At 33.7% G+C, this 16,572-nt stretch carries 15 protein-coding genes; 9 read left to right on the top strand and 6 right to left on the bottom strand.

Features of this window, described 5'->3' with window-relative positions; translation table 11 throughout:
• The first annotated feature begins 1 nt into the window (after position 1).
• From JM172_RS08535 to JM172_RS08520, 4 genes are all read left to right on the top strand, one after another.
• Positions 2-937: an ABC transporter permease gene (locus tag JM172_RS08535; RefSeq protein WP_214481765.1), complete on the top strand. Its 936-nt coding sequence runs from the start codon at positions 2-4 to the stop codon at positions 935-937.
• Between the two features lie 91 nt (positions 938-1,028).
• Positions 1,029-2,045, top strand: coding sequence for an ABC transporter ATP-binding protein (locus tag JM172_RS08530; RefSeq protein WP_214481764.1), 1,017 nt, complete (start codon positions 1,029-1,031; stop codon positions 2,043-2,045).
• Positions 2,045-3,013: an ABC transporter ATP-binding protein gene (locus JM172_RS08525; RefSeq protein ID WP_214481763.1), complete on the top strand. Its 969-nt coding sequence runs from the start codon at positions 2,045-2,047 to the stop codon at positions 3,011-3,013. The genes JM172_RS08530 and JM172_RS08525 overlap by 1 nt, the downstream gene beginning before the upstream one ends.
• Positions 3,014-3,431: 418 nt before the next feature.
• Complete coding sequence (locus JM172_RS08520; RefSeq protein WP_214481762.1) at positions 3,432-3,644, top strand: hypothetical protein; 213 nt, start codon at positions 3,432-3,434, stop codon at positions 3,642-3,644.
• Between the two features lie 394 nt (positions 3,645-4,038).
• On the opposite strand, the gene JM172_RS08515 is transcribed toward JM172_RS08520, so the two are convergent.
• Positions 4,039-5,415, bottom strand: coding sequence for an MATE family efflux transporter (locus JM172_RS08515; protein WP_214481761.1), 1,377 nt, complete (start codon positions 5,413-5,415; stop codon positions 4,039-4,041).
• Between the two features lie 14 nt (positions 5,416-5,429).
• Positions 5,430-5,699 (bottom strand): metal-sensing transcriptional repressor, encoded by a 270-nt coding sequence (locus tag JM172_RS08510; protein WP_214481760.1) that lies wholly within the window; start codon positions 5,697-5,699, stop codon positions 5,430-5,432.
• Between the two features lie 261 nt (positions 5,700-5,960).
• On the opposite strand from JM172_RS08510, the gene JM172_RS08505 reads away from it, so the two are divergent.
• The 3 genes from JM172_RS08505 to JM172_RS08495 are packed head-to-tail and all read left to right on the top strand — an operon-like array spanning position 5,961 to position 7,895.
• The gene (locus JM172_RS08505; protein WP_214481759.1) at positions 5,961-6,326 is read left to right on the top strand and encodes a GntR family transcriptional regulator; all 366 of its coding nucleotides are present in this window, start codon (positions 5,961-5,963) and stop codon (positions 6,324-6,326) included.
• Positions 6,326-7,201 (top strand): ABC transporter ATP-binding protein, encoded by an 876-nt coding sequence (locus JM172_RS08500; RefSeq protein ID WP_214481758.1) that lies wholly within the window; start codon positions 6,326-6,328, stop codon positions 7,199-7,201. The genes JM172_RS08505 and JM172_RS08500 overlap by 1 nt, the downstream gene beginning before the upstream one ends.
• The gene (locus tag JM172_RS08495; RefSeq protein WP_214481757.1) at positions 7,194-7,895 is read left to right on the top strand and encodes a hypothetical protein; all 702 of its coding nucleotides are present in this window, start codon (positions 7,194-7,196) and stop codon (positions 7,893-7,895) included. The genes JM172_RS08500 and JM172_RS08495 overlap by 8 nt, the downstream gene beginning before the upstream one ends.
• 612 nt (positions 7,896-8,507) lie before the next feature.
• Here JM172_RS08495 and JM172_RS08490 read toward each other — a convergent pair.
• From JM172_RS08490 to JM172_RS08480, 3 genes are read right to left on the bottom strand one after another with little or no spacing between them, the layout of a single operon-like run.
• Positions 8,508-9,206: a hypothetical protein gene (locus JM172_RS08490; protein ID WP_214481756.1), complete on the bottom strand. Its 699-nt coding sequence runs from the start codon at positions 9,204-9,206 to the stop codon at positions 8,508-8,510.
• Positions 9,203-10,078, bottom strand: a complete 876-nt coding sequence (locus JM172_RS08485; protein WP_214481755.1) for an ATP-binding cassette domain-containing protein — start codon at positions 10,076-10,078, stop codon at positions 9,203-9,205. The genes JM172_RS08490 and JM172_RS08485 overlap by 4 nt, the downstream gene beginning before the upstream one ends.
• Complete coding sequence (locus tag JM172_RS08480) at positions 10,075-10,461, bottom strand: GntR family transcriptional regulator (RefSeq protein WP_214481754.1); 387 nt, start codon at positions 10,459-10,461, stop codon at positions 10,075-10,077. The genes JM172_RS08485 and JM172_RS08480 overlap by 4 nt, the downstream gene beginning before the upstream one ends.
• Positions 10,462-10,965: 504 nt before the next feature.
• Here JM172_RS08480 and JM172_RS08475 point away from each other — a divergent pair.
• On the top strand, positions 10,966-11,973 hold the full coding sequence (locus JM172_RS08475) for a phosphotransferase enzyme family protein (protein ID WP_214481753.1): 1,008 nt from the start codon (positions 10,966-10,968) through the stop codon (positions 11,971-11,973).
• Positions 11,974-12,413: 440 nt separating this feature from the next.
• Here the strand turns inward: JM172_RS08475 and JM172_RS08470 are convergent, their stop codons facing one another.
• Positions 12,414-13,607, bottom strand: coding sequence for an alanyl-tRNA editing protein (locus JM172_RS08470; RefSeq protein WP_214481752.1), 1,194 nt, complete (start codon positions 13,605-13,607; stop codon positions 12,414-12,416).
• Positions 13,608-13,711: 104 nt separating this feature from the next.
• On the opposite strand from JM172_RS08470, the gene JM172_RS08465 reads away from it, so the two are divergent.
• Positions 13,712-16,285: an AAA domain-containing protein gene (locus JM172_RS08465; protein ID WP_214481751.1), complete on the top strand. Its 2,574-nt coding sequence runs from the start codon at positions 13,712-13,714 to the stop codon at positions 16,283-16,285.
• The last annotated feature ends 287 nt before the right edge of the window (positions 16,286-16,572 follow it).

The following is a 16,572-nucleotide window of genomic DNA, read 5'->3' as shown; positions in this document are numbered from 1 at the left end:
CATGAATACAGATCCTATGATTCAAGATAAGAGATTCCAGCCTTTAGACAAGAGTATCTATAAAGCTGATCATGATAAGCAGTATAAAAGTATGTCTTTTTCTCAAGATGTTTGGCGCCGTTTAAAAAAGCATAAACCAGCCATGATTTCATTTTTTTTCCTAATAGTGATTACTTTTATGGCGTTTGCTGGTCCATATATGAATGAACATGATGCAGACTACCAAAATTATGACAGTATTAAAATGGAACCCACGATGGAAAATGATTATTGGTTTGGCACAGACACATTAGGTCGAGATATGTGGACCAGGACGTGGGAAGGTGCAAAAATATCTCTACTCATTGGTGTTGTCGCAGCAACATTAGATGTTATTTTTGGCGTTGTTTATGGAGCTATTGCGGGTTACTTTGGAGGAAGAATTGATTTTATCATGATGCGTTTTATAGAAATAATCGTAAGTATACCTAACATTATATTTACAATTTTACTATTAATGGTCATTGACCGAGGAATATTAGCTATTATTATCGCAATTGCTCTTACAGGTTGGGTCGGGATGGCCCGCCTCATCCGTGGTCAAGTAATGAGCTTAAAAAGTAGAGAATACGTATTAGCAGCACGTTCTTTAGGAACAAAACCTATGAAACTCATACGTGTACATCTTATTCCTAATATGGTAGGTCCAATGATGGTAAACATGTCTTTTACGATACCGGCAGCTATTTTTGCTGAAGCTGTACTGAGTTTTATTGGTTTAGGTGTACCATTACCAGATGCGTCTTTAGGTTCTTTAGTCAATGATGGAAGAAAGTTACTTCTTTTAGAACCACACTTGTTATTTTTCCCAGCAACGATTATTACTTTGATTATTCTTTCGTTCAGTATTTTTGGAGACGGTTTACGTGATGCAGTAGATCCAAGACTTCGAAAATAACAGAAATGTTCCATGTTAATTTATTCAATGTACTAAATATCAATAGCCTTATAATCAACTATTTTTTTCAGCTTAGGGGGGTATAGACTTAATGAAAAAGCTATTAGAAGTAAAAGACTTATACTTTTCTTTTGATACATTTGAAGGTGAAGTTGAAGCAATACGAGGAGTAAGCTTTGAAGTGAAGAAGGGAGAAGTAATCGCCTTAGTAGGAGAATCAGGTTCTGGAAAAAGTGTTACGTCTCAAACCATTGTCGGGTTAAACCCAATGCCTCCAGGGCGCTATAAATCAGGTGAAATACTATTCGAAGGAAAAGATATATCCAAACTAAACGATAAAGAACTGCAAAAAGTACGTGGCGCTGAAATATCAATGATTTTCCAAGACCCGATGACTTCGTTAAACCCAACAATGAAGATTGGCAAACAAATTAGCGAGGGCCTAATAAAGCATCAAGGGTTATCAAAGGAAGCTGCTAAACAAAAAGCCATTCAAATGCTTAGTTTAGTAGGTATTCCTAACCCTGAAAAACTATTAAATAATTACGCACATCAATTTAGTGGTGGAATGAGACAACGTGTCATGATTGCCATTGCATTAGCTTGTAACCCGAAGCTGTTAATTGCAGATGAACCCACTACTGCACTTGATGTAACGATACAAGCTCAAATTATAGATTTAATGAAAGATTTACAAAAAAAGATCGATACATCCATTATTTTAATTACACATGACCTAGGAGTTGTAGCTAATATTGCACAGAGAGTCATGATTATGTACGCAGGAAAGATTGTTGAACAAGGCTTTTTAGAAGAAATATTTTATAACCCTAGGCACCCTTATACATGGGGATTGTTAAAGTCTGTCCCCCGTCTAGATTCGAGGGAACACGGAAGGTTAACATCAATTCCTGGTACACCACCACCATTGAATAACCCACCTAACGGCTGTCCATTTGCAGAGCGCTGTGATTACGCTATGAATATTTGTGCCGAAGAATTTCCTTATGAAACTACTAAATCAGCAACTCATAAAGTAGCTTGTTGGCTTGAGGATCCAGCGGTTCCTCCGATACATCAGCCTATGCAGATAGGAGGACATGTATAATGGGAAACGTTAAGCCGTTACTAAAAGTGAAGAATTTACACAAAGAGTTTAAAGTTGGAGGAGGCCAGAAGCTTAAAGCAGTAAATGACGTATCTTTTACAGTAAATGAAGGTGAAACTTTTGGTTTAGTAGGAGAGTCAGGTTGTGGAAAATCAACAACAGGAAGAACAATATTGCAGTTATATGAAGCTACAAGCGGTGAAATTATATTTGATGGTGAAGACATCTCAAAAATGGATAAAAAAAGAAAAAGAGCCTTACACAGTGATATCCAAATGATCTTTCAGGATCCATATGCATCATTAAATCCAAGGTTAACAGTCACTGAGATCATTGCTGAAGGAATGGATGCACAAAAAATGTACAAAAAGAATAAAAAGGCAAAGCTTGCACGAGTATACGAGTTGTTAGAATTGGTTGGCTTAAATAAAAATCATGCAAACAGGTATCCACACGAATTTTCTGGTGGACAGCGCCAGCGTATAGGTATCGCTAGAGCACTAGCAGTTCAGCCGAGATTTATTATAGCAGATGAACCAATATCAGCGTTAGATGTATCTATCCAAGCACAGGTTGTTAATTTATTTCAAGAATTACAGGAAAAGCACAAGCTAACTTACTTATTCATCGCTCATGATTTAGCGATGGTCAAACATATATCTGATCGCATTGGTGTCATGTACCTCGGTAAACTAGTTGAAGTAGCAGAAAGTGTAGAATTGTATGAGGATCCACTTCATCCGTATACACAGGCTCTACTTTCAGCTATACCTATTCCAGATCCAGATATTGAACAAAGCAGGGAACGTATCGTTCTGCAGGGAGACGTGCCAAGTCCAATGAACCCTCCTAGTGGCTGTCATTTTCGCACAAGATGTCCTTATGTCAAAAAAGAATGCGAAGAAATAAAACCTGAGCTGGTGGAGGTCAAAAAAGGTCATTTTGTTGCTTGTCATTTATATGAATAGCATGTCAGAAATACATTATGTTGAACATCTAAATCTATAATAATCTATGTTCAATATTTACTAATGAGCTCTTGTTGTCATTTAATAGTTATGTTATTTAATGTTGCAAAACGAGATTTTCTAGAAAATTATATGCAACTAAACGCGAGCTGTATATGAAATTAATAACAACAACCTATGCAGATAGATCATTTCTCATTGTAAGAAAGGAAAGATTTTTGTGTATTCTTACAAACATACAAAATACATCTTAAGTATTTTTATATTACTGTTATGTATCGTGTTAAGTTTCTTATTTGTCAATGATAAAGGTTTTATATTTACTCTAACAAACTACACATTTATATTTGGATTACTTATGTTAACGCTTTGCACGATTTTTTATTTATTGGAGCGTTGGTTCACTCCTGTTTTTTTGATGAGTTCGGGTAAAGATTTTCGTTCGAAAGAAAAACATGCTAACAGCTTAGTAGATTACAAGGTTGAACCTGATACGATAAAAGAGCAAGAACAGCAAAAAATGCAAAAAAATATTCTTAAAAAAGAAATAGTCAGCATTCAGTTAACAGTCGCAGTTACCTTACTTACTGTTGCGGTTGTGCTAAACCTTGTTTACTATATGATTCAATAAGAGATAGGTTATAATGTGGTTGGACCTTCAATGATTTTTCCATATTCTAAATTATTAGTTTCATCCTTGTTAATTTATAAAACTTACACACGTAGATAAATAAATGAGCATAACAAAAGGGAGTCTTATAGATTACATTCTAAATCTTATAACTCCCTTTTAATTTATGTCTGAATGAAGTACTTTTTCCCCATGTATTGTAGTTATTATACTAAGCACAAAACATGTATACTCCAACATTTCGTGGCATCTTTTCTTCTATATAGCGATGACTTTTGATTGAAAAACGTATATATAATCTAGTATAGGAACGATGGTAGCAAAGTTTTCGAATAGAGTTTTTTTTAAAAAATTGAAAATGTAATAAGAACAAAGTTCTTTATAATTAACAAAGTTATGCTTCCAACTTTGTTATATTATTTATCCAATTATTATTTTTATATCGTATCCACAAAAAGATTGCTCTAAATAAGTTATCTAAACCAATTGCAATCCATATGCCCGCAATTCCAAAACCAAAGTATAATCCTAGTAGATAAACACCTAGTGTTCTAATTAACCAGATCCCGATTGCAGTTGTATACATCGGAAATTTAGTATTTTCTCCGCCTTGATAAATTCCTGTTAGGATGAGAACAAATGCAAGAACCGGTTGAATAAATGCATCTATTTTCAATGCAAGTGTGATTTGTTGAATAACATTAGTATCTGTTGTGAAAAATGATGCTGCCCATTCTCCAAAGAAGAAGAGTAGTAGACCAAAAATAGTCATAGCAATCGTGCCAATTAGAATCGAATAATTCCCATACCTTTGTGCTCCTGCAAAATCTTTTTCTCCAAGCTTTTGACTGACTAATGTGGTTGCTGCTGTTGCAAATCCATACCCAATCATATAAGAAAATATTTCAATATTTCCTGCAATTTGGTGGGCTGCAAATGTGTTTGTTCCAAGAGCAACAATCATCCCAAAGTAAAGCACCTGGCCGACTCTCATAACAAGTCTTTCTCCAGCAGCTGGGGCACCTAATGTAATTAATTGTAGCTGGGACTTTTTATTAATCTTCCAATTTTTTTTCTTAAATGCAAGAATGTTCGATTTTGCTAAGTAGATTGTTAAGCCAATTACACCAATAAACCTAGAAATGACAGTAGCAAAGGCAGCGCCCGCAAGTCCGAAAGAAGGGATTAAGAAAAATCCAAAAATGAGAATATAATCTAGTAATATATTTAATAGGTTGATCGTAACACTTATTTTCATGGGTGTTTTAGTATCACCAGTTCCTCGCATAATGCTACTAAGTACAAACATTAGTGATATTAAAATTGAAGGGATGGCTACAATTTGAAAATATGTAACTGCCGCGCTTAACACATCGTGTTCTACACCCATTAAGAGTAATAGAGATTCAGCAAAGAATATCGATATAACACCAAAGAAAATACCAAATAATGTCGCCAAAATAATGGCCTGTTGGCCAATTTGACTCGCTTTTTCCTTGTTATTTGCTCCTATATTTTTTGCTACGTAAACATTTGTCGCAACCCCTAACGACATAAATACTGCAAAATAAATAGCCAAAATAGCGTTCGTAACTCCGACAGCAGACACTTCAATTAAACCAAGCTTTGAAACAAATAACGTATCTACAAATCCAAGTATTGTTTGAAAAAAATTCTCGATTACTGCTGGTAATGCTAGAGCTAAAATTGTGATGATTAAATGTTTTGTTGTTTCCGATGAATTCTTTTGTTGTTCAATTTGATGCTCCATTAATATACCTTCCTCTAACGTATAAATTTGTCAATAGCGTCGTTTAATTTATCCATTACTTGATCATCACCTTCTTTGACAGCTTCGACTACACAGCCCTCAAGGTGGTCCTTTAGTATCAGTTTGCCACAATTGTCAAGTGCTGAACGAATAGCGGCTATTTGAATAAGTAGATCACCGCAATCTCTATCTGATGCAGCCATATCTTTCACAGAACGAACATGTCCTTCAATCCTGGCTAACCGATTTACTATACTTTTGCGATGTTTATGATGTTCTGACATATGTTATCACCTCACTGATCACTATATCCCCTAGGGGGGGTTATTTGCAAGCCCAAAAATACGATTTAATCAAATATCTTCATAGCATAAACTATTTCCCATTTGCTATAACCGTACTAATTGAATTGCTCATCATAGAGAAAAAACTGCATAGTCCACAAAACAAGTAAAAAAAATTTTTATATAGAAAGTATTGACATTTTATTCAAAAACATTTAAGTTAGTTACATAAGTAGCTAACCAATGAAGGAAGGAACCATTATGGATCAGAAATTAAACAGTGAAAAACCCATTTTTTCTCAAATCGCTGAAAATATTGAATCAAGTATCTTAGATGGGTCTATTAAGGAAGGGGAAAAAGTACCTTCTACAAATGAGTTTGGCAAATATTATCAAATTAACCCTGCTACAGCAGCAAAAGGAATTAATCAGCTTGTGGATCAAAAGATATTATTTAAAAAAAGAGGGATAGGTATGTTTGTCACAGATGGTGCAAAAGAAATGATTTTCGAGAAGCGGAAAAAAGATTTTTACAATGATTACATCATTCCATTAAAAGCTGAAGCAAATAAGCTTGGTTTAGCTAAGGAAGAACTTTCTATTATGATTAACAAGGAGGAAGAATGATGAAAATATATATACAAAACCTTAGTCAGAAGTATGGTTCCAAAACAGCATTACATAACCTTAACATCACGCTTGAGGAGGATAAAATTTATGGGCTATTAGGTAGAAATGGGGCAGGGAAGACGACATTTATGCAAATACTTGCTGGTCATATATTACCAAGCAAAGGTAAAATATTAATTAATAACGAACAACCTTTCAATAATCGAAACGTGTTAAAAAGTGTTTGCCTAATTAATGAAAGTAATAATTTTAAAAGAAAATTAAAGCTTAAACATGTACTACACGTTGCATCTAAATTTTATCCAACATGGTCAAAGCAAACAGCCGATCATTTACTACATGTGTTCAATTTAGATCCGAATATGAGTGCTAGATCATTGTCTAAAGGGATGGAATCTGCATTAGGTATCATTATAGGACTTTCAAGCGGAGCAAAAATAACCATTTTTGATGAACCGTATATCGGTTTAGATGCATCAGCACGATATAAGTTTTATGATCTTTTACTAGACGAGTATAAGAGGAATCCTCGAACGTTTATTTTATCAACCCATCTAATTGATGAGGCGAGTAATTTATTTGAAGAAATTTTGTTAATCCAGGATGGGGAGTTGCTCCTACACAAAACGGCAGATGAATTACAAGAAATGAGTCTTCAAATAAGTGGGAATATACAAGCAGTTAATGAGTATTGTCATGAAAAAAATGTTATTTTTGAGAATGAGATGATTGGAAGAAAAACAGCTATGTTATTTGGTGAAAAATTAAACATACAAGAGGCAAAATTAAAAGGCTTAGATGTAGGGCGGTGCAATATTCAGGAATTAATGGTTCACTTGACAGAAAAAGAAGGGGGACGCTTATATGCATAATGATATTCGAGCAACCTTAAATTATTTCATTTATGATTTTCGCTTCACGATAAGTATCTTTTGGGTTGTGTTGTGTTCAAGTTTAGTAGTACTTTCTATAGCTTCATTATCTCTTGACTCAATTGTGAGAATAAATACTAGTTTAGCGGTATACATTTATGCTGCTATTGCTGGATTTTCAATTACTAAAGAAATTTTTCCTAATTGTATTAAAATGGGAGCGACACGGAATAACTACATTATAGCAGCTAGTTTTTTCGCTATTCTTTTTGCCATTTTTATGTCTGCAATGAATTTACTCGTATCTGTTATTTTTCAATTAATAACTACTTCGCCGGAACTATCAAATTTAGCGATATTTTACACTTTAGATGCTACAACATTATCATTTACATGGTTCAATCACTTTTTCATTGACTTTGTCATTTGTCTTTTCATCATATCAGTGGGTTTCTTCTCTAGTGCTATATTCTACAGGTTCGGTCTAATTGGTGGGTTCGTCAACCTAGCTTTGCTAGGTATATTCATTTTAATACCTAACGTCCGTGATTTATTTATAGATTTTGTTATGAGTATAGAGGGGCGCACGATAGACTTAAATTTTGGCGCAGTTACGATAGTTGTAATCACATTTATTTTCCTAACATGGTTAGTATTAAGAAGAGCTTCTTTAGTACAAAGTGTATCAAGATAGATAGTTATGGAACGGAAGGATATTTTACGATGAATATACTCTTAGACTTTGTTCTTATTGATATCAAACTAGAACAATAATATGTATTATTATACGTTTTTCGTTGTATTACTTAAGGTTAGCTGATACGAATTATGTTACCTTGTATACTTTCTTAAAAAGAAAAACAACAATTCATACGAAAACAGCTATAAATTAAGTGATAGATGAAATTTCTTACCACTTCAACAAGGTTGCATAATGGGAACACCTGGAGGAATAAGAATTTTTTTTAAAGCACTAATAATAAAACGATACGATTAATTTTAAAATGATCGTATCGTTGGTAGTTATAAAGGTTTATTTTTCAGGATCTAATTAACCGTCGTAATATGGAAATTGGTTAAAGGACTTCCTAATATAAGTAATAGTTCAATTGTACATTCTAGCTTTAGGATCACACTTTTTGATTGAGAATATGTCTATAGCTGAGTAAATAGTAGGCAATGTCGGTCTAATACACTATAAATGCGGCTAATCTGCATAGATATCTACATAATATTCTCGTGCTAATTACAATATGAGAAAAAGAGTTAAAACATATCGTACAAATTCTATGAGAAGTTTGGTCAATTAAGCGTTTCTTGCTTTCATTACAAGTGGCGCATGTTTCATCATTGGGAAAGTGCATATTAACAAACAAAATCCTATAAATCCTACAATTGTAAATGTATAAATGACATTTAATTCAAAAACCCACTCCAATAAAGAAGTAATGTTAATAATATTTATTAATATTGTAATAAGAAGGTTAAATGCGAAAAAAATGATTAAGAAATTTCGGGTTCCTAGTCTTTTCCAACTGACGGTAAGAAAGGCACTTAGTCCAAGTAATAAAAAACCAACCATCAAATCAATCCACACATATGCTAGAATATGATAATTCATTGAATAGAACATGCCTGGATGAAAGAAGGATAATTTGTGAACACCTAATTGATTCAATGTGTTCATAATAAAATATATAATATTTAAAACGGTAATAAAGCAAATAACCATAATGGAAGCGATAAAATAGTATGACTTTAAAAACTGTTTTCGAGTACTGCCTAGGCCTATTAAAACTGGGAAGGAATAAACAATTCCAATACACGCAATTGTACAAATAGCTCCATATATTGGGCCGAAAAGGGAAGCAGAAAAACTGACTTCAAAAATAACCCCAATTGCTATAAAAATAACAGCTAGCCCTAATGTTATCGCTGAAAATAACAATAACCACCAACGCATATCTTCGAATAACAGTCTGTATGTTCCTTTTACAGCATTCATACATTAACCACCTTCTTAGTCGTAGTCATGTTAATTAAATAGCCTTGTAAAGTAGCTTTTTCAATCAAGAGATTTTGTTCAGAAGCAATTTTTTTCCATTCTTTAGAGTATGGAGCATCAATCATAATTTTAGTTGTAGAGCCTATTGTTGAAGATTCTATGATTTTTGCATGCTTCGACACTTTATGAATATCTTCTTCAGTACCTGATAGGAGAATACCACGTTCACGCATTTCTTCCATTTGATGATGGAACAATACTTTTCCTTCATGTACAACAACTAGCGATTCACATAAAGGCTGAATTTCCTCTATATGGTGGGTGGAGAGTAAAATTAATCGAGGATGGTCTTCATAGCTTTCTAATAATACATCATAAAACTGCTTGCGCTTCACTGCATCTAAACCATTTGTTGGCTCATCTAGAATTGTCACGGTAGCGTTGCTTGCCAAGCCTAGTATGATTTGTGCTGCGGTTTTCATTCCTTTAGAGAATTTAGTAATTTTCTTTTTTACAGGTAATTCGAATAGATCACACAAAGATTTTGCTAGCTCATGATCCCAATTTGGATGAAAATATTGACCGTATTTTAATACATCCTGTACTGTCCAATTTTTACCGAAGGGATGATTTTCTTGAATGTAACATATATGTTGCTGTGCAGATAAGTTGTTGTATGGATTTTGATCCATAATGGTGATTTCCCCATTATCTGGTCGGTCATGTCCTGCTAACAAACTCATAAGTGTTGTTTTTCCAGCCCCATTTTTCCCCCATATACCGGAAATAATTGGTGCATCCTCCTTAAATGAAAAATGATTCAACACAGGTGTCTGATGGTATCCGTAAGTGACATTTTGTACATTAATCATGATTCACTCTCCTTATCTTTTTTCTGTTGTCCTCTTATTAAGTCAATAATCATTTCTTCATCAATGTGAATGCGGCGTGCTTCTTCAAGTAAAGGCATGATGTATTCTTCATAAAAATGTTGTTTTCTTTCTATAAGCAATTTTTCTCTCGCTCCTTTTGCAACAAACATTCCAACACCTCGTTGCTTGTATATGATTCCTTTATCAACAAGGGACTGCAAACCCTTTCGTGCGGTTGCAGGATTAATGTTGTAGAATCGTGAAAGCTCATTTGTTGATGGAACTTGCTCTTCAACTTTTAACCTTCCGTCAACGATGTCATCCATTATCATCACAGCAATTTGTTGGAAAATAGGTTGAGATTCATCAAGAGTTGATTTCATTTGTGCCACCTCACTTTACGTAAAAATACAGCTTAGTTGTATAGTTAGTCACTCGTGTAACTAACTATACAGGAGATTTTTCTTTCTGTAAAGATGATTCTAATTAATAGGTGAGTACACACATACTCGGCATGCCACAATTTTTAGGGGTTAAACTGGTACTAAACTTTCAAACTCTATGGAGTTATTTTAACTAAGTAATAAATACTCAATCTTGCAAAGGTAATGAATTTTTTAATAATGGGCTCGCTGAAAAATGATGTAGTGCAATTTTAAAATAATTCCGCTAGCTGAACTATGTTTCCTATTACCAGATACTGAAAAAAATAGTTTATACAAAAAATAAATAAAAACTCAATGGATGATCAGCTTTTTTATGGCAAGTTTGATTACAAATGATTCTTGCTATTTCTAAATGCTTATACATCAATTAGAGTTGACATTAGGAAACAAACTAAATAGATTATTTCAATCTTTATTTATAGTAGAAGGGAAGTTATATTTATGGAACAAGAACAAAGTGGTGTAATAACAAAAGATAAAGCATTGTATAAGGTAGCAGAACTTGCGACAGAGAAATATGATGTACAAGTTGATGAGTTAGTTTTTCTAAGTGAAGAAACTAACATCTTATATAAACTTAAAGATCATTTAGGTTACACATATGTCATGAAGATCTTTCAAGAGGAATCTAGTTCTTTAGAGGATAATCTTACGGAAATATTCTTTATGGACATTGTAAATAAAGCAAATTACGTCTCTGCTCCGAGAATGATCTCAGGGAAAGATGGGGAAAAATTACAAGTTATTAAATCAACATATACTTCTACACCCAAACGTGTTGCTTTATATAGTTGGTTGGAAGGTGATGATCTAGAGGGGAATGAATGTGAGAAGCGCTTTATACAATTAGGTGAGTTAACTGCTCGTCTGCATAAAACAACTTATGGGATACAGATTCCTTCAAAAATTACTCCAAAAACATGGGATAAAGTATTTTATTATCAGGGAGAAGAAGCAATCTATAAACATGAAAAATACCAGAAGTTTTTGTCAAACGAATTCCATCAAATAATGGATGGGATCATTCCTTTTTTAAATGATCAATTATCGACTTACTATAAAAATAATAATGAAGACCTTCAATTAATACATGGTGATCTAAACCCATCGAATATTAAAGTTAACGGGGAACAAATGCATTTAATAGACTTTGAGGATTCTATGTTTGGGTTGCCAATACACGACATATCCATTATGTTGTATTACTACAAGTATGAGGAGACGCAAAATTTTGATGAAGTAAAACGTTTCTATTTTCAAGGTTATAGAAAGGTCCGCGATTTACCTAATATAACTGACTACGAGCTAGAGCTATTTATGACCGCTAGAAGAGTGAACTTCTTGAATTATATATTGGAAGTTAGTAATGATCCTGTAGATTTTATTGAAACTAGTTTACCTAGAGTGAAAGAATTTGTCGAAAAATATAATATTAACCTATTGAAGTGAGTTCGTTAAAGTATGACTTTTTTCGTTAACTTTGTTGCTAGTTATATTAGTGCTTAATAATTGAAAAAGTAGGGAAGATGCCCCGATCACTAAATGTATACATGCTTATTTCTTAGAACGCACAGCAACAATCAATGCGAAAACAGCCTAAAGTACTAAACAGGGTGAAATATATAACCCAAAAATGCTATTTCTTTAATGTAATAGGAGGTGGTGAAGTATAAGTTCTAATAATTAATACTATTTGAGAAAGATGGTCCTTATTGTAACTAAAATAGCATTGCTCGTATAAATTAAGCATCGTTTTAAATAATGGTACGTTAAAACGCTTTCATTGAGAGGTAGCCAAAAAATAATTACCCCACTTGCTATCACCCCCAAAATCATATGATGACTTGGGGGTATGTATTCGTACTCACTTTAACTTTTTGTTAAAAATACTATATCTTTTCGCTAACCTTACTATTCTTAGTATACTCTTTTACAAAAGTCAAAAATTTTGTAGCATCACTAGTTGATGAAAATGAGACTTGTGCTTGTTTGTCGTTTCCTCCGCCTTTACCTTCATACTCTTTAGCATGCTCTTTAACCATAGCCCCGATATGTATATCAAATTTACCGTCTTGTGCTATCAATAGCCGATTTTCGATCGTTGATAGTAATAACACGATAGCCTGCTGTTTTGCTAAAATTTGTTTTGATATGATTTGTAAGTCTTTACTACTGTAATCCTTTGATATAAAGTGTATAACATGGTCATTTGCTTCGTGAATTATATGATCCGCCACATATGAAAATAATTGACTTTTTACCTCGCTTAGATCTTTTTGTAATTGCCTTCTTTCTTGTTCCATTTTGTCTAGCTTATTTACAAAATTCTCCCTACTCGTACTTAGCTTTAAACCGATATTTGATATTACTGAATGTGCTGATCCATAATCAGCTAAAGCTTTAAAGCCACATACGAAGTATAGTCTTGTTTTGCCCCGATGCTTTTCGGTTTTAAGTAGCTTTAGCATACCTATTTGTCCTGTAGATTCCACATGTGTACCGCAACATGCTGACACATCTATGCCAGTAATTTCAACGATCCTAATATTTTCAGATACTTTCGGAAGTTTACGTAATCGTAATGAAGGTAATTCATCATTAGACACATAATAAGTTTTTATTTTCCTATTTTCAAAAATATATTTGTTCACCTGTTGCTCTACTTGGAACAATTGATCATCAGAAATGCTAGGAGTATCCAAATCAATGGATACAGTATCTGACCCAAGGTGAAAGCTTAAAGTCTCCAGTTCAAACAGTTCAATACATACAGCCGATAATAAATGTTGCCCAGTATGATGTTGTGTATGATCTATACGTCGTTGTTTGTCAATTTGACAATCCGCCTCACCAATGTTTAATGGCGCTGTCACTTGATGAACGATACTTGTACCATCTTCTTGCACATCAATAACTTCTACACCATTTATCGTTCCATGATCTGCTGGTTGTCCTCCACCTTCTGGATAAAATGCAGTTTCTTCAAGGATAACGAAGTAGTTATTATCCTTTTCATATTTATTTGTAATGACAGTTTGCCAAGTAGTCATATTTGGGTCTGAATAATAGAGGTTCGTTTTCATTATTTTACACCTTTCCCACGTTGGATTTAATTGATATAATTATGATTTTCGTATATTATACTATTTTTTGCAATTATTAAAGCGTAATTAGAAGGGAAACTGAGATGAAATTAACTATTCATGAGATTTTTGAGCAATGGCAAAAGGCACTTCAAGCAGAAATATCTACGTTAAAAGACAAAGGTGGCTCTAGTGTTCACATTCGACATGGAAAGATGATTTCTTCTCATAAAGATGAATATATTTATGTTTTTTATACAAGTTCAGATGTCTATTTGGTAGAAGGTGCAGCAGTAAGAATTAAGTACAACGAAGAAGATTATCTTGGAGAGATTATATCTGTTGAAGGTAACCAACTTATAGTCACACTAGCTACTTATATTGGGAAAACAGTCAGCGATTTAGAATTGAGTACGGAACCTTGGCGTTTAATTGAAGCTTTATTAACAAGACTTGATGAAGCTTCAAACGATCAACAAAAACTTAGACAAGTGTCAAAGTTGTTAAGAGGTAATGCGGCTGATAATCATCATCAGCAACATGCTGAAACTCCTTTGAAAGAGGTTGTTAATCGAAGTTTATATAACGATACAACTTATGTTTGGGGACCACCTGGTACAGGAAAAACGTTCACGCTTTCCAGAGTTATCGTCCAAAATTATGTAAAAGGACAAAAAATCCTCGTCTTAACACATAGCAATGCTGCACTTGATGTAGTAATGCTTGCTGTTACAAATTTCTTGTCTGAACGTGGACGTTGGAAAACAGGTGATATTATTAGATACGGTATGAGTCGAGACGAACAGGTCATTGCACACGATAGTCTACTGTCTTCAACAATAGCTGAACAGATCCATCATCAAATACGTGACCGAAAAATGGTGATTACTGAACAAAAAGATTATGTAAAAGAGAAAATAGAAGCTAAGCAACACGTTCCGATACAATCTGTTACGTCATTACAAACTGAGCTAGAAGGGTATCGTTCTGAATTAACAGAGGCTGAGAAAGAAGTTATCCAGCGAGCACGAGTAATAGGGGTAACGCTAACGAAAGCGGCAGTGGATAAGCAAATTTTTGATAGAAACTATGATCTTATCGTGATTGATGAAGCAAGTATGGCGTATGTCCCACAAATAGCCTTTGCAGCTACTCTTGGTAAGAGAATTGTTGTTTGTGGTGATTTTCAACAGTTACCTCCTATTGCTCTTTCAGACAATATGTATGTAAATAGATGGCTTAAGGAAGATATATTTCGGAAGACAAACATTGTGACAACTTTGGAACAACAGGGAAGACACCCGAATTTGTTTATGTTAACTAAACAGAGAAGGATGCATCCTGATATTTCCGCATTTTCTAATGTAGAAATGTATCAATCCAATGTAAGTGATCACTTAACAGTTAAAAAGAGAGCAATCATAGCTAGAAAAAAGCCTTATCCGGGTGATGCAATGATTTTCATTGATAGCTCCTATTTTCAAGCTTTTGCTATGAAGGATGAAATCTATGAATCAAGGTTTAACTTAATCACAGCCTGTCTTGCACTACACCATATATTTGTTGCCTATCGAAACGGGCATAAATCCATAGGGTACGTGACGCCATATCGTGCCCAAGCTCGAATCATATCCACTTGGCTAAATGAAAGAATGCCATTATCAAAATTAGCAGAAGGTACGACAATTACAGCTGCAACTATTCACAAATTCCAAGGCTCTGAACGAGATTTCATGATATTTGATATTGTGGACAGTAATGGTCAGCTTACTGCTGGTCAGTTGTTAACTAATAAACAATCATCACGACTAGTAAATGTAGCTGTCACAAGAGCAAAAGGCAAGTTATTAACAATTGCTGATCAACCTTTTATTAAGAGCAAGGTAGGTAAAGATAAAGCGATTAGTAAACTGTTAAATCATATGCATAAGAAAAATCACAAACAGAGCCACGACAACATTGTAGCATCATTAACAGATGAACGAGGTAGTAAACAATTAACTTGGTATCGGAATAATGAAGTGAATGATATATTATTAAAGGATATTTCAAATGCCAACAAAAGAATTATGATCTCTGTACCACAATTACACAACTATCATAATCAACTTTGGCCAGTGTTAAAAGATTTATCTAATAAATTGGTCATAACAATTATTACTGAAGAACCTGAACAAATTCCACTACAAAGCTACCATTTAGTACAAAAAAGAGTTTTACAGCCGTTTGTGATTATTGATGAAAGAATCATATGGGCTATCGCTCAAACAGATATACAGGTTGCAGCAAAGATGAACGCGCCACAAACAGTTCGGTTGCTATTAAAATACTTAAATATCCCATTGGCTAAACGAAATCAGATGCAAGTTAGAGAAACAATACTTCTACATCATCCAACGATTTCACTGAAGAAGTATATTGCAACTTGGCACTATTGTTACGTTTGCAATCACCAGCAGAGTAGTTTTATAGATGAGGAAGGAAAGATTCTACTTGAGTGTAAGCATTGCTATAGTAAACGTGTATTATCTGACAAAATTTTAGCTAAATATTTACAATATATTGATGCAAAATGTAAGCAATGTCATTCAAAATTAAATGAGGAAATGAAAATTGGACAAGCAGCCATCTATTGCTCAACATGTAAAGTCTATTACGATGCAAAACGATTGTGGTAAGCTGTAAAGAGAGCCTTAAGGAAATTTGTTACATATCAATTATGATTTTACAGGCATATTACTCCTACTTACAATCTTATTCACAATTCATTTCACGAATTTTAGGCAATTATGTTAAAATATATGTCATAGAATTTTATATTCCTTAAGCGGTTACCAGAGTTAAATCTGTTGAACTTAAAATTTCATATTATACATGAGACTAACAATAATATATCTGCGACGGTTTATGATTAGTTATAATGGTAAAGCTTAATGATAGGAATATGAAATAAGTGATTCTATGG

The organism is Bacillus sp. SM2101 (assembly GCF_018588585.1).
Taxonomy (GTDB): Bacteria; Bacillota; Bacilli; order Bacillales; family SM2101; genus Nanhaiella; species Nanhaiella sioensis.
This window is presented reverse-complemented; position numbering and strand designations above follow the sequence as displayed.